Annotated in this window: 11 protein-coding genes and 1 pseudogene; 6 read left to right on the top strand and 6 right to left on the bottom strand. The window is 62.3% G+C overall.

Features of this window, described 5'->3' with window-relative positions; all coding sequences use genetic code 11:
* Positions 1–235: 235 nt before the first annotated feature.
* Positions 236–1,316 (top strand): annotated as a pseudogene (locus ABIN98_RS11440) (methyl-accepting chemotaxis protein).
* Between the two features lie 69 nt (positions 1,317–1,385).
* On the opposite strand, the gene ABIN98_RS11445 reads toward ABIN98_RS11440, so the two are convergent.
* Positions 1,386–3,185 carry an ABC transporter ATP-binding protein gene (locus ABIN98_RS11445; protein WP_394701489.1) on the bottom strand — a complete coding sequence of 600 codons (1,800 nt, stop codon included), beginning with the start codon at positions 3,183–3,185 and terminating at the stop codon, positions 1,386–1,388.
* Between the two features lie 159 nt (positions 3,186–3,344).
* Between ABIN98_RS11445 and ABIN98_RS11450 the strand changes: the two genes are divergently transcribed.
* Positions 3,345–3,806, top strand: a complete 462-nt coding sequence (locus tag ABIN98_RS11450; protein WP_346910069.1) for a tRNA (cytidine(34)-2'-O)-methyltransferase — start codon at positions 3,345–3,347, stop codon at positions 3,804–3,806.
* Positions 3,807–3,916: 110 nt separating this feature from the next.
* Positions 3,917–4,843 carry an oxygen-dependent coproporphyrinogen oxidase gene (gene hemF, locus ABIN98_RS11455; protein ID WP_346910070.1) on the top strand — a complete coding sequence of 309 codons (927 nt, stop codon included), beginning with the start codon at positions 3,917–3,919 and terminating at the stop codon, positions 4,841–4,843.
* Between the two features lie 22 nt (positions 4,844–4,865).
* On the opposite strand, the gene ABIN98_RS11460 is transcribed toward hemF, so the two are convergent.
* From ABIN98_RS11460 to ABIN98_RS11480, 5 genes are all read right to left on the bottom strand, one after another.
* Positions 4,866–5,993 carry an HD domain-containing phosphohydrolase gene (locus tag ABIN98_RS11460; protein WP_346910072.1) on the bottom strand — a complete coding sequence of 376 codons (1,128 nt, stop codon included), beginning with the start codon at positions 5,991–5,993 and terminating at the stop codon, positions 4,866–4,868.
* Between the two features lie 127 nt (positions 5,994–6,120).
* On the bottom strand, positions 6,121–7,347 hold the full coding sequence (locus tag ABIN98_RS11465) for a CCA tRNA nucleotidyltransferase (protein ID WP_346910074.1): 1,227 nt from the start codon (positions 7,345–7,347) through the stop codon (positions 6,121–6,123).
* Positions 7,348–7,350: 3 nt separating this feature from the next.
* Positions 7,351–7,611: a DUF6111 family protein gene (locus ABIN98_RS11470; RefSeq protein WP_346910076.1), complete on the bottom strand. Its 261-nt coding sequence runs from the start codon at positions 7,609–7,611 to the stop codon at positions 7,351–7,353.
* Positions 7,611–8,297, bottom strand: coding sequence for a CoA pyrophosphatase (locus ABIN98_RS11475; RefSeq protein ID WP_346910077.1), 687 nt, complete (start codon positions 8,295–8,297; stop codon positions 7,611–7,613). Before ABIN98_RS11475 ends, ABIN98_RS11470 begins: the two co-directional genes overlap by 1 nt.
* Complete coding sequence (locus ABIN98_RS11480; RefSeq protein WP_346910264.1) at positions 8,287–8,862, bottom strand: DUF1285 domain-containing protein; 576 nt, start codon at positions 8,860–8,862, stop codon at positions 8,287–8,289. The genes ABIN98_RS11475 and ABIN98_RS11480 overlap by 11 nt, the downstream gene beginning before the upstream one ends.
* A gap of 287 nt (positions 8,863–9,149) precedes the next feature.
* Here ABIN98_RS11480 and ABIN98_RS11485 point away from each other — a divergent pair, with 287 nt between their 5' ends.
* Genes ABIN98_RS11485 through ABIN98_RS11495 form a run of 3 tightly spaced genes read left to right on the top strand, consistent with a single transcriptional unit; the run spans position 9,150 to position 13,950 of the window.
* Positions 9,150–10,178, top strand: coding sequence for a MoxR family ATPase (locus ABIN98_RS11485; protein WP_346910079.1), 1,029 nt, complete (start codon positions 9,150–9,152; stop codon positions 10,176–10,178).
* 21 nt (positions 10,179–10,199) lie between these two features.
* Complete coding sequence (locus ABIN98_RS11490) at positions 10,200–11,123, top strand: DUF58 domain-containing protein (protein WP_346910081.1); 924 nt, start codon at positions 10,200–10,202, stop codon at positions 11,121–11,123.
* A gap of 1 nt (position 11,124) precedes the next feature.
* Positions 11,125–13,950, top strand: a complete 2,826-nt coding sequence (locus tag ABIN98_RS11495) for a DUF4159 domain-containing protein (RefSeq protein WP_346910083.1) — start codon at positions 11,125–11,127, stop codon at positions 13,948–13,950.
* Positions 13,951–13,952: the final 2 nt, after the last annotated feature.

Here is a 13,952-nt window from a genome sequence, read left to right on the forward strand (position 1 = left end):
AGGGCCATTTCTTCCCTAAAGGGAAATAAATGGAAATACCTACAGTTGCCTAAAGTTTAGTCAAATTAGACAATACTTTTTGGGAACTTCCTGAAATTTCAAACTAATTTTTAACAATAAGCCCCGGAAACTGCCGCTACTGGAGCGTGAGAAACGCTCACTAACCAGCCCCGTTATCGACCGGCAGGACGAAGGGACCTGACACTGCCTGCAAACGGCATTCGACCGGCAGAATTTGAACCAGAATTTGAAGATGAGAACCATGCCCGCACCGGACTTCGCTGACGAACACGTTCCCTCACTGACAGATATTGTCGAACGGACAACCGAAGTCAGGGAACTGGCGGCATCCAAAGTCGGCGAAATCCGGGCAATTACCGCGCGCCTGCGTATTCTGGCACTCAATGCCATGATCGAAAGCGCACGGGCCGGCGACCAGGGCCGAGGCTTCCTTGTCGTCGCCCAGGAAGTCCGGGGCGTCTCTTCGGAAGTCGAAGGGATTTCGATCGCTCTTGGCGAAGAGCTGTCCGGAGAAATCCAGATGCTTGAAACGCTGACCCGGCTCATGTCGGAGCAGGCCCGGGGAGAACGACTGGTCGACCTGTCGCTCAACGCCATCGAGTTGATCGACCGCAATCTTTTCGAACGCACATGCGACGTGCGCTGGTGGGCAACGGATTCGGCCATTGTCGACTGCGCAGCGAGCCGCAGCAGCGAGGCTGCCGCTTATGCATCGGAGCGCCTGGGCGTGATTCTCTCCGCCTACACCGTCTACACGGATCTTTGGCTGTGCGACCTGGATGGAACCATTCTGGCAAATGGCAAGCCGGACGAATTCCCGATCGCCGGCGCGAACATTTCCGACCGGAGCTGGTTTGCCAGGGGACGCAATCTCAGATCCGGCGACGACTATGTCGCCGACGATATCTACCGCGATCCTCTGTTGGGCAATGCCCAGGTCGCCACTTATCTGGCCAGCATCCGTGAGGGTGGAAAAACCGACGGCAAGCCGCTTGGCATCCTGGCAATTCACTTCGACTGGGAACCGCAGGCGCGAACGATCGTCGAAGGCGTCCGCCTCTCTGCGGAGGAACGCGAGCGCTCCCGCGTCATGCTCGTGGACGCCCGCGGGCGCGTCATTGCCTCCTCCAACGGCAAGGGCATCCTGACGGAACATTTCGACCTCGAAACCGGCGGCCAGGCGCACGGCCATTACACCGACGCTCGCGGGGGCCACGGTGGCTTTTCATCGCACGCCCGGATACGAAACTTACGAAGGCCTCGGCTGGCACGGGGTCATCCACCAGCTTCCCTGACACGCTTTTATCCCGGGGGTTTCCCTCAGCGGATCGAAGTTATCGCACCGGCCCCAGACCACGACAGGCTTAAGCGAAAGATGCAGAAGCCCCGGCCTCGTCATTCAGAAAGCCTCCCGACTGACGCTGCCAGAGCTGGGCGTAGAGACCTCCGCGGTCCCGCAGCAGCACGTCATGACTGCCCTGCTGCACGATAGCACCCTTGTCCATAATGACCAGCCGGTCCATCTGGGCAATCGTCGACAGCCGGTGGGCGATCGCAATCACCGTCTTGCCGGCCATCAGCTCCTGCAGATTCGCCTGGATTGCCGCCTCGACTTCGGAATCGAGCGCAGACGTCGCTTCGTCCAGGACCAGGATCGGCGCATTCTTCAGAAGAACCCGAGCAATTGCGACCCTTTGTCGTTGCCCGCCGGACAACTTGACACCGCGTTCACCCACAAGCGCATCGAACCCGCGCCGCCCCTGACGGTCCTCGAGCGTTTCGATGAAGTCGAGTGCATGGGCGCGCCGCGCGGCCTCCCGGATCTCCTCGTCGCTCGCCGACGGCCGGCCATAGCGGATATTCTCGCTGATCGACCGGTGCAGAAGAGACGTGTCCTGGGTCACCATGCCGATGGTCTGCCGCAGAGATTGCTGCGTCACGGTGGCAATATCGGTGCCGTCGATGGTGATCCGTCCGGCCTCAGGATCATAAAACCTTAGCAGCAGGCTCGCCATGGTCGTCTTCCCGGCGCCCGACGGTCCCACGAGACCGACGCGCTCTCCCGGCTCGATGGTCAGATCCAGATGGTCGATCACACCGCCGGCCTTGCCGTAATGGAACTGCACGGCCTCGAATGCGATCCGTCCTTTGGAGACGACCAGATCCGGCGCATCCGGCCTGTCGCGGACCGCGACCGGTTTGACGATCGTTTCGGCGCTGTCCTGTATGGTTCCCATATTGCGGAAGAGGCCGTTGAGCTGGCCGAACAGCCGGTTCAGCAGAAAGTGCATGCGCAACACCAGGCCAAGCGTGAAGGCTACGCCCCCGGTCGAGATCGCATTCTGCTGCCAGAGATTGAGAGCCAGGGCCGCCACGAGCGAGATCATCACACCGTTGAGGATGTTCATGACCACGCGGATCGTGGTCAGAACCCGGGTAAACCGCTTGAGTTGTTGGAGAAAGCTTCTGAAGGCTGTCAGAGCCCCCCGATTTTCCTCCTGCCGCGACCCGAACAGCTTGACCGTCTGGATGTTGGTGTAGGTGTCCACCAGCCGCCCGGTGACCCCGGATCCGGCATGAGCCACCTTTTTCGCCTCCTGCCGCACCCGGGGAACGAAATGGCGCGCCGCCACGACGAAGACGCCGAGCCAAACGACAACGATCGCCCCCAGCCTCCAGTCGAGATCGGCGATCAAGAGGATTGTCGTCAAAGCATAGACGGCAATGTACCAGGCGACCTGCAGCAGGGAGACCATGAAATCGCCCACCGCCTGCCCCGCCTGCCAGACCTTCTGGGAAAGCCGGCCCGACAGTTCGTCATGAAAATAGCCCAGGCTCTGGTTCATGACCTGCTGATGGGCCTGCCAGCGGACCAGGTTGAAGAAGCTTGGAACGATCACCTGTTCTTCGAGAAGGGAATTCATGATGGCGACGAAGGCGCGGGCCACCAGCACCACGAACAGCATCCCTAAAAGCACGGACCCATGTGCCTGGAAGAAGGTCGCCCGGTCGCCGGTCTGCATCATGTCGACGATGGAACCGATAAACGCATAGATCGACGCTTCGATGCCCGCCGACAGCCCACCGAAAATCAGCGTCAGGATCAACGGCCATTTGGCCTGCCGGACGAAATGAAGCAGAAATGCCATGCCCCCCATGGGCATGGGAGCGTCCGGTGCGGGCCGAAACGGGTCGATCCAGGATTCGAACAGTCTGAAAATCGGTGTCACTTCTCTCTCCGCCGCGAAAACCCCTGTCCGATGACAAGGCCGAACCGCGGTGATATCCAGCATGGCATTCTGAACAAACCGAATGACCATAGTATGCCGGACATAGCCCTTTTCCAGCCCGATATCCCGCAAAACACTGGTACGATTTTACGTCTGGCCGCCTGCTTGGGTGTTCGCGTTCATCTGATCGAACCTGCCGGTTTTCCGTTGTCCGACAGCGCCCTGAAGCGGGCGGGAATGGATTACCTGGAACGTGCGGCGCTCCAACGCCACATCACCTTCGACGCCTTCGAGGACTGGCGTCGTGGGACAGACAGGCGTCTGATTCTGCTGACCACAAAATCGGAAAAAGCTTATACCGGCTGTGCATTCCGCGATACCGATATCTTGCTGATGGGACGGGAATCGGCCGGCGTGCCCGATACTGTGCACGCCCTTGCGGACGAGAGGGTGACGATCCCGATGGTCGAAGGCATGCGGTCGATCAATGTCGCCGTCTCCGCCGGCATCGTGCTCGGCGAGGCCCTGCGGCAAACGGACAGCTTTCCCGGCTGACCCGCGGTTTCGCATAAAGATCCCGAGGCTGGCCAAATCTGCAGGAACGGCCTAAAAAGCCCGACCTGAGACACAACAGCCATGGCCCATGCGGACAAAAGGATTGCAAGATGACGGCCCCTTCCCAAGAAAACCGCGGTGGTCCGATCCCGGCCGACATCGAGACCAAAAAAGAGCTCGCACCCAAGTGGTTCGCCGAGCTGAGGGACCGCATCTGCGCCAGCTTCGAGGCTCTGGAAGATGAAATCGGCGCGCTGAACGGCCCGCTCGGCGATCAGCCGGCAGGCCGATTCGAACGCGCGCCCTGGGAGCGCACCGGCTCAAACGGTGAAAAGGGCGGTGGCGGCGTCATGTCGATGATGCACGGCCGGGTTTTCGAGAAGGTCGGCGTCCATGTCTCGACCGTTTACGGCGAGTTCTCGCCCGAGTTTCGCGGCCAGATCCCAGGCGCCAGCGAAGATCCCCGTTTCTGGGCCTCCGGCATCAGCCTGATCGCCCATCCTCAGAACCCGCACGTGCCGGCCGTTCACATGAACACGCGCATGGTGGTCACCACGCGCCAGTGGTTCGGCGGCGGCGCGGACCTGACCCCGGTGCTGGATGCGCGCCGCACCCAGGACGATCCCGACACGATCGCCTTCCACGACGCCATGAAGCAGGCCTGCGACGCCCACGCGGTCGCCGACTACCCGGCCTACAAGGACTGGTGCGACGAGTACTTCTTTCTGAAGCACCGCAACGAACCGCGCGGAATCGGCGGGATTTTCTACGACTACCTGCACAGCGGCGACTGGGACGCGGACTTCGCCTTTACCCGGGACGTCGGCCAGGCGTTCGATGCCATCTATCCCGCGCTTGTCCGCCGGAATATCGAAAAGCCCTGGAGCGAGGCGGAACGCGAGGAACAGCTCATCCGGCGCGGGCGCTACGTGGAATACAATCTGCTCTATGACCGGGGAACGATCTTCGGGCTGAAGACCGGCGGGAATGTCGCGTCGATCCTGTCGTCGATGCCCCCGGTCGTGAAATGGCCCTGACCGGCAGAGCCATGGTCCTCGTCTAGCCCGCCGTCCCGGTCGCCCGCTTGCCGTCGAACAGAGATTCGACCGTGCGGTTGAGAGCGCCCAGGTCGACGCTGAGGACAACCGGCTGAAAGGCGCGCACCAGGTCCTGGTCGAGCTTCGTATTCATGGCGCAGAGGCTGCCAAAGGCATTGCGCGGCGACATCGCATCCTTGTAGGAGCGCGTTTCTGTCATGGCGGTGAAGATATCGCAGATCGTGATTACCCGGACCATGGTGTCGATCTGATCGCCGGCGAGCCCGTGAGGATAGCCGGAGCCATCCAGAAACTCATGGTGCTGGAACGCCATTTTCTTGACTTCGAAGGGGATTTCCAGCCGGCTTTTCAGAATATCCCGGCCGAAGAGCGCATGTTGGCGGACGAGTTCCGTTTCCTCCGGCGAGAGTTTTCCGGGCTTGTCCAGGATCGAGAGCGGGATCCGGGTTTTGCCGATATCGTGGATCAAACCGCCGAGGGTCAACAGTTCCTGGTCCTTGTGCGACCAGCCCAGAGTCTGCGCGAAGGTTCCGGCCAGACCCGCCACTATCATGGAATGACGGTACGTGTGGCTGTGATGGCACTTAACCGCATTCAGCCAGGCCGTGATCCCGTCCCGGGTCAGGGCAGAATAGATATGATGCAGGGTTCGGGCGAGGGTTCTCACCGGCATCGGACGGGAAGACGCAGCCGCAAGTACGATTTCGTCGAGGCAGGCTGCCGTTTGCAAAAACGCTTCGCGGGTGGTTTCCGGAGTTGTTTCGGGAAACAGAACCTCGAAATTCGGTTTCAGCATCTCCCGCATCTTGCGGACAAGCGTCGTAAGGTCTTCGTCTCTTTCGATCATCTCGACCTTGCCGAACGCCGACGCCTGCACGACCTCCCGCCGATTGGCCTTGGAGACGATGCAGAGTTTGGGCAGGTCCAACACGCCCGCGAGCGCCGTTTTCAATCTCGAGACATGCTCTCCGGTCGCATCTTCCAGTTCAATGACAAGCAGATGCACCTCCTGAAGGTTTCGGGAGGAAACCTCGCCCATCGAAAAGAGCTTGGACGTGTAAAAGAAGGGAATATTCCGAACATTGGACCCCTCTTTCAACGGACCATCGGAAACAACTGCGACATTCATCCAGTCACCTGAAAATTAAGAGCACTCAGATGCCGCAGGGATAACAGAGAAGTTTAAAAGAAGACTATGATTTGAATGATCGGCACGAATTACCAGAAACAGTTCGTTAACGGACCATACCCGGTATTCATTGCACTCGCTCGAGCAATTCCGTCCGACTCAGGGAAAACCGGCTGTCGAGCCAGTCTTCTTCGAGCTGCTTCAGGGTTTCGCCGATTTTCGGCCCGGCCGGCAGTCCGGCCGCCATCAGGTCCGCTCCCTTCAGCGGGAATACCGGGATTTCAAGGTCCCGGCCCTGTTTCAGCGTCCGGGAAAAGACCGGCTCGCGGTGTTCGGACGCCCCGCCCGCTCTTGCCTGTGCCCAGACGGCCAGCAGGCCGTCGATAAAGCTCTCCCGCCCATGACGGTAAAGCAACCGGTAAACCTGCGGGTCATCGCCGCCCGCGCTGATAGCCGTTGCCGCGGCCAATGCCCCATGCATCCGTTTGCGTTCGGCATTCGACAGGCGGAACCGGTCGGCGATCCGGTCCAGATCCTCATCGACAAAGCCGGACAGCACCGCAAATCCAAGCTCGGGGCGCCGGGTCTCGTCCGCCACATCGTCAAGACTGCGTAGCGCCCTGAAATCGGCGATCCGGGAAATTCCGCCGGTGGTGATTTCCAGGAGCCCGCTGTCTTCCATCAGCGCAAGACAGCCGGCGGCAAGCGGCGCGCGGACCAGCTTCTTCATTTCCACGCCGATCCGCTCCGCCGACAGATGCCGCAAACCGTCCCGCTCGCGGATGCAGGCGCTCAGGCCGGCCGGGTCCGGCGCCCCCAGTCCGTAGGCTGCGTGAATGCGGAAGAAGCGCAGGATCCGCAGGTAATCCTCCCGGATCCGTTCCCGGGGATCGCCGATGAAGCGCACCCTCCGTGCAATGCAGTCCTCAAACCCGCCGAGCGGATCGTAAATCTTACCATGCCGGTCGACATAAAGCGCGTTGAGAGTGAAATCGCGGCGGCGGGCATCGTCGATCCAGTTGGTCCCGAAAACCACCTTTGCCTGCCTCCCGAAGGTTTCCACGTCCTGCCGGAGCGTCGTCACCTCGTAGGCCATGCCCGCGCTAATCACGGTGACGGTGCCATGATCGATACCTGTGGGCACGACTTTAAGACCTTTGTCACGGGCGCGGGCCGCCACCTGCTCGGGCAAGGCTGTGGTTGCGATATCGACGTCGGCGACGGGGACACCGAGCAGCGTGTTGCGGATCGCGCCGCCCACCGCCATCGCCCGGTCGCCGTCTTGCTCCACAGCTTCGAAAACCCGCTGGATCGCCGGCGTCTGCAGCCAGTAAGCATCGGTCAGCTGGGTCATCGGTTATTCGTATCGCCCCGGAACGAAGACCCCGTTCTCCATGTGGGCCGGCCGGTATTCCGCCCCATCCGGCGCCTGCTTGATCGAAGCCATGATAATGAAGCTCACGCCCACCAGCGCGATTCCGGTCAGCGCGAGCCAGGCCATCGGCCCCTTGCGCCAGTGTTCGGAGACATGGGCCTTGTTGTTCAGCCACAACCAGAATCCGTAGGCCAGGAACGGCAGGAAAAACAGGATGATATTGGCCAGAATGATCCGCAGCATCAGCGATACACCGTTTCGTACAAGGACCGGATAATTCCCGCCGTCACACCCCAGATATACCGCTCGCCGAACGGCATGGCATAGAAGAAGCGGCGCTGTCCGTCCGAGACGCGGCTTTGTCTCAAATGGTTCACCGGGTCCATGAGGAAAGACAGGGGAACCTCGAACACGTCATCGACCTCATGCGGATTGGCCACCAGGCGATGACCGGGAGTGACTTCGGCCACCACCGGGATCACCTTGAAGCCCGAGCCGGTCAGATAGGGAGAGAGTTCGCCGATCGGCCGGACCGCCTCCGGTTCCAGACCGATCTCCTCTTCAGCCTCGCGAAGGGCGGCAGCAGCCGGTCCGTTGTCCTCCCGGTCGATCTTGCCGCCCGGAAAGGCGATCTGGCCGGCATGGGACGACAGATGCGCCGTGCGAACCGTCAGGATCACCGTCGGCTCGTTTCCGTGTTCGATGATCGGTATCAGCACCGCCGCATCGCGGGGCGGACCGTCCCAGCGCGCATACGGCCCGAGAGTCGGATTAAGAATATGATCGCCCGTATCGCGCACGGCCGGCTTTTCCGCACCATGGCGAAGGGTCTTGCGGATATCGCCCAGAACATCGATGCCGGGTTTTGCCAGTGCGGATGGAACGTCATTCATGCGCGGATCGCTTGCCTTTTCCCTATCATACCCCATCAGAGCGCGTTTCCGGCTCGATGGCAAAAAATGTCCCGCCGCTCCAGACACCGAATTCCGTTCGCCCGTCGCACTGCCTCTCCTCGAAAAGCTCCGCCAACTCGTAGAGAAGCGCGCGCGACAAGAGGGCTTCAAGGCGTCCCCGCACCAGAACATAGGGTTTCAGCCCGTCGTTTGCCGGATCTTTTTCGAACCTCAAGGGATGGTCCCGATCGATGTCCACGACATCACCGACATTTGTTCTCAGCGTCAGTTTCCGCTTTTCCCCATCCCCGTCCACATGAAGTTCGGCGCCGACGAAAGGTGCGTCCTCGACGGTTATCCCGATCTTCTCCACAGGCGTGACCAGATAGGTGCGCCCATCGGCGTCCTTGCGCAGGACGGAGGCGAACAGGCGGACCAGGGCCTCGCGCTGAATGACGCTGCCCATATAGGACCAGCTGCCATCGGTCGCAATCCTGATGTCCAGATCGCCGCAAAATGGCGGATTCCAGCGCTCCACCGGTGGCGGCGTCCTATCCGCTTCCCCTGCCCGGCGCATCAGCGCGGCGAGGCCCGGCGGCATTTTTTTCACGTCTTCATTCGACAATGGCAATTGTCTCAGTCCCGTATCCGTTCGAATTTTTCCCGCCAGAACCTCCCGGACCGCCGTTTTTATCGTCCAATGGCAGCCGTTACGGAAATTTCTCGTCCCTTGCCTCTGTCTCGCTAGAATTTGCGACTTATCTAACAGTTAATATGGTGTCAGACTGATCGAGTCGCGACAAGAAAAGCGGATATCAGCATCAGGGAATGAAAGCGACACTGCACCTGCCGCCTGGCTTTGAAGACCAATTACAGCAAAGGTGATTTATGAGCGTCATGACCCCGTCCCCATCCGGCACGTCGGAAGCCGATCTCGAGGCGATTGCCGAAAGCGCGGAGCGCGCCGTTGCCCGTATCACCGAAGCCAAGGCGGATATTTCCCGCATCATTTTCGGTCAGGACAAGGTCGTTGAGCAAACCCTGGTCACCATTCTCGCCGGCGGTCACGGCCTCCTAGTCGGCGTTCCCGGCCTCGCCAAGACCAAACTCGTGGAAACCCTCGGCACGGTGCTCGGCCTCAACGCCCGCCGGATCCAGTTCACCCCCGACCTGATGCCCTCCGACATTCTCGGCGCCGAAGTCATGGAACAGGCCGCCGACGGCAGCCGCGCGTTCCGGTTCATCCCCGGCCCGGTCTTTTCGCAATTGCTGATGGCCGACGAAATCAACCGCGCCAGCCCGCGAACCCAGTCGGCCCTTCTCCAGGCCATGCAGGAATATCACGTGACCGTGGCCGGTCACCCGCATGACCTGCCGCGGCCTTTCCACGTGCTGGCAACGCAAAACCCGCTGGAGCAGGAAGGCACCTATCCGCTGCCCGAAGCCCAGCTCGATCGCTTCCTGATGCAGATCGACGTGCATTACCCCGATCTGGAGGCCGAGCGACGCATCCTCCTGGAAACGACCGGCGCCGAACAGGCCGTCGCCCAGACCGCCATGAACGCGGAAGAGCTGGCCGGCTACCAGCAGCTGGTCCGGCGCATGCCGGTCGGTGAATCGGTCGTCAACGCAATTCTCCAGCTCGTCCGCGCGGCCCGCCCGCCGGAAGGCGAAACCTCCGGCAATGACATCACCAATCTGATCGCCTGGGGTCCGGGCCCGCGCGCCAGCCAGGCGCTGATGCTGACCGTCCGCGCCCGCGCTCTGGTCGAAGGGCGCCTGGCTCCGTCCGTGGACGATGTCCTGGCGCTTGCCGAACCGATACTGCAGCACCGTATGGCCCTGACCTTCGCCGCGCGCGCGGATGGCCACACGGTTCGAGATGTTATCGCGCGCGTCAAGGAGAGAGTGGGGTAACGGCAGGGAGAGCGGGGTATCATGGCCTTGCAGAAAAGCGACAGCCGGATCGATCCGACCACGTGGCCGAATGTCATCGGCGAAGCGCGCACGGTCGCGGAAGCCCTTCCCGATCTTCTGGTCGAAGCCAGCCACGTGGCCAGCTCCGTCATTGCCGGCTGGCACGGCCGCAGGCGCGCCGGCCCCGGCGAAAGCTTCTGGCAGTTCCGGCCGTTCAACATGGGCGAGCCGGCGAAACGGATCGACTGGCGCCGGTCCGCGCGCGACGATCACCTTTACGTGCGCGAACGCGAGTGGGAAGCGGCGCACACCGTCTGGCTCTGGGCCGACCTGTCGCCCTCCATGCTGTTTCAGTCGAAACTGTCGAAGGTGTCCAAGCGCGACCGGGCGATCGTCCTCATGCTGGCCCTTGCCGACATGCTCGCCGAGACCGGTGAACGCGTCGGCCTGCCCGGAATCACCCGGGCCTTTTCCGACCGCAGGGCGGCGGAACGGGTCGCCGATGCCCTGACCCATCTGGCCAAGCCGGCCGCCTTTCCGGATACGACCCCGATCAAGCGTTTCTCCGATGTGGTCCTGATCGCAGACTTGCTCGACCCGATCGAGGAGATTGCCGAATGGATCGCCCGTGTCGCCGGAACCGGCGCGCGCGGACACCTGGTTCAGGTGCTCGATCCGATCGAGGAAACCTTCCCGTTCGAGGGGCGGATCGAATTTCACGATCTGGAACGCGGTATCTGGCTGACGACCGGACGGGCGGAAAGCTGGCGCAAGGCCTATCGCGACCGTCTGGAAGCCCACCGGGCGGAAATCCGCGACATGGCGAAACGCGCAGGCTGGACCTACGTCCTGCACCACACGGACCGGCCGCCGGCCGAACCGCTCCTGGTTCTGCACAGTGCGCTCTCCGGCGGCAGCGAAACACTGAACCGGGGGAATTACTAGCATGTTTGCCGGCCTTCCCCTTGCATTCGCGGCTCCCTGGGCACTTGCGGCCCTGGTCCTGCTGCCGGTCATCTGGTGGCTGTTGCGCCTCATGCCGCCGCGGCCCCGGGAAGTCTCCTTCCCGCCAACCCGGCTTCTGCTCGATATCGATGAGCACGAGGAAACACCGCAGCGCAGCCCGTGGTGGCTGACCCTGCTGAGGCTCACCCTCGCCGCCTGTCTGATCCTGGCGCTTGCGGGACCGATCTGGCGGCCGGCCGAAGAGGTCGACAGCGGCGACGGTGTCTTGTGGGTCCTTCTCGATAACGGCTGGACGTCCGCAAAAAGCTGGGACGAACAGGTCGCCGCCGCCGAGCAGCTGCTGACTGGCCTGGAAAACAAGAACCAGCCGGTCCTGTTCGCCGCGACCGCGGAAGGCCCCGCACAATCGCTTGTCCCCGCGACGGCGACGACGGCCCTTGAGCGATTACGCGCCCTCCAGCCCCGTGCCTGGACGCCGAACAGAAGCGAATTGATCGCCGGCCTGCGCAAGGCCGCCCAGACCACCTCGCCCGGTGCCGTCATCTGGCTGAGCGACGGCACGCAACAAAACGCTGCCTCCCGGTTCCAGGCGGATCTCGCCTCCATTGCCGGCGATGCGCCGATCACCGTTCTGGAAGGCCTGCACACGCCGAAGGGATTGAAGGCGCTGTCCAACGACGCGGACGCCTTGTCCATGACCGTCATCCGGCACCCGGACGACACCGAACCCACGGTCGCCTTGCGCGCGCTCGACCTGAAAGGTCTGACCCTGGGCCAGACCCAGGTCGTCTTCGAGGGGTCGGCCACCGAAACCGAGGCCCGCTTCGAACTGCCGAGCGAGCTGCGCAATGATATTGCGCGGGTGGAAATCGTCGGCGAAAACGCCGCCGGTGCCGTTCAGCTGATCGACGACAGCTGGCGCCGCAGGACAGTCGGCCTGGTTTCCGGCCAATCTGCCGATCTTGCCCAGCCGCTTCTGTCCCCGCTCTACTATCTGCAGCGGGCATTGAGCCCGTTTTCCGATATCCGTGTCCCGCGTGAGGCCGATCTTGCGGTCTCCATACCCACCCTGCTGGATCAGGGCGTTTCCGTGCTTGTCCTCGCCGATGTCGGCCGTCTGCCGGACACCATCGTCAGGGAACTGGGCGAATGGATTTCCGGCGGCGGCATTCTGGTTCGCTTCGCGGGCCCGCGTTTGGCCGGCGGAACCGACGACCTGATCCCGGTTCCCTTGCGCAAGGGCGACCGGTCTCTCGGGGGAAGCCTGTCCTGGAAACAGCCGCAACGCCTTGCCGACTTCACCGCCGATTCGCCGTTTGCCGGCCTGAAGGTGCCCGCCGAGGTTACCGTCAGCCGCCAGGTTCTGGCCGAGCCCACATCCGATCTGCCTGACCGCACATGGGCGACACTGGAGGACGGGACACCTCTGGTCACCGCCGCTGCGAAAGGACGCGGCACGATCGTCCTGTTCCATGTCACCGGGGAATCCTCCTGGTCCAACCTGCCGCTGTCCGGCGTCTTCGTGGACATGCTGCGCCGGATCCTCGCGGTCTCGAATGTTGCCCCCCAGGGGTCGCCGACAGGAGATGCCGGCGCTGCCGCGCAAAGCGTCCTGCCGCCGTTGCGCCTGCTCGACGGCTTCGGGCGGTTTTCCGCCCCGCCGCCGGAAGTGACGCCTGTCACCCTGTCCGACTTCCGCGACGCCCACGCCAGCCGCAAGATCCCGCCCGGCCTTTATGGCAGCGAGGACGGTTTCAGGGCTCTGAACCTGCTTGGCGAAGACGACACTTTGTCTCCTCTGGATAAGGATCAGCTCGGCGAAAACGCCACGGTCATCGGGTATCCGTCATCCGATCCGGTCGATCTGCGGGCCACATTCTTCAGCCTGACCTTCCTGCTTCTGCTGGCGGACGCGCTGATCGTCATCCTGCTTGCCGGCGGCCTGAGCCGATTGCACCTGCGCCGATCCACCGCCGCAGTGGCGGTGGCCTTCCTGGCGTTCGGCCTGCTTGGGGCAGCCGTTCCGAAGGCCCAGGCACAATCGAACTCCGACGACGTCCGCGCACTGGAAAGCACCCTCAAGACCCGGCTTGCCTATGTCATCACCGGCAATTCCCAGATCGACAACGCCAGTTATGCCGGCCTTTACGGCCTGACCCAGTTCCTGTCCGAACGGACCGCGCTTGAACCCGGGGAACCGGTCGGCGTCGACATCGACCGCGACGAATTGTCGTTTTATTCCCTGCTCTACTGGCCGATCGATCCGGCGGCGGAAAAGCCGACCGACCGGACCATGGCGCGCATCGATACCTTCATGCGCAACGGCGGAACGATCCTGTTCGATACGCGCGATCAGCTCACCGCGTCGGCAAACAGTTTCGCCAACACACCGGAAACCAGGAAACTGCGGGAAATCCTCAGCGGGCTCGACATCCCGCCCCTGGAACCGGTGCCGCCGGACCACGTGCTGACAAAGGCCTTCTACCTGCTGGAAACCTTCCCCGGACGCTATGCCACCGGCCAGTTATGGGTCGAAAGCCTGGACGAATCGCCGACGGCCAGCGGCGAACGCCCGGTACGGGCGGGCGACGGCGTGTCGCCGATCCTGATCACCGGCAACGACTTCGCCGGTGCCTGGGCGATAGATGACACCGGCAATTTCCTGTTTCCCATGGTTCCGGACGATGCCGTGCAGCGCGACTATGCATTCCGGTCCGGCGTGAACATCGTCATGTACAGCCTGACCGGCAACTACAAGGCCGATCAGGTCCATATTCCGGCCCTCCTGGAACGGCTCGGACAATGAGG

Source organism: uncultured Roseibium sp., from assembly GCF_963675095.2.
Classification (GTDB): domain Bacteria; phylum Pseudomonadota; class Alphaproteobacteria; order Rhizobiales; family Stappiaceae; genus Roseibium.

Coding starts and splice junctions, on each gene's coding strand:
- ABIN98_RS11470 (WP_346910076.1), bottom strand. CDS start 7,611: ATGCTGCGGATCATTCTGGCCAATATCATCCTGTTTTTCCTGCCGTTC.
- ABIN98_RS11460 (WP_346910072.1), bottom strand. CDS start 5,993: ATGAATGTCGCAGTTGTTTCCGATGGTCCGTTGAAAGAGGGGTCCAAT.
- ABIN98_RS11480 (WP_346910264.1), bottom strand. CDS start 8,862: ATGCCGCCGGGCCTCGCCGCGCTGATGCGCCGGGCAGGGGAAGCGGAT.
- ABIN98_RS11495 (WP_346910083.1), top strand. CDS start 11,125: ATGTTTGCCGGCCTTCCCCTTGCATTCGCGGCTCCCTGGGCACTTGCG.
- ABIN98_RS11450 (WP_346910069.1), top strand. CDS start 3,345: ATGCCGGACATAGCCCTTTTCCAGCCCGATATCCCGCAAAACACTGGT.
- ABIN98_RS11490 (WP_346910081.1), top strand. CDS start 10,200: ATGGCCTTGCAGAAAAGCGACAGCCGGATCGATCCGACCACGTGGCCG.
- hemF (WP_346910070.1), top strand. CDS start 3,917: ATGACGGCCCCTTCCCAAGAAAACCGCGGTGGTCCGATCCCGGCCGAC.
- ABIN98_RS11485 (WP_346910079.1), top strand. CDS start 9,150: ATGAGCGTCATGACCCCGTCCCCATCCGGCACGTCGGAAGCCGATCTC.
- ABIN98_RS11475 (WP_346910077.1), bottom strand. CDS start 8,297: ATGGGGTATGATAGGGAAAAGGCAAGCGATCCGCGCATGAATGACGTT.
- ABIN98_RS11445 (WP_394701489.1), bottom strand. CDS start 3,185: ATGCCCATGGGGGGCATGGCATTTCTGCTTCATTTCGTCCGGCAGGCC.
- ABIN98_RS11465 (WP_346910074.1), bottom strand. CDS start 7,347: ATGACCCAGCTGACCGATGCTTACTGGCTGCAGACGCCGGCGATCCAG.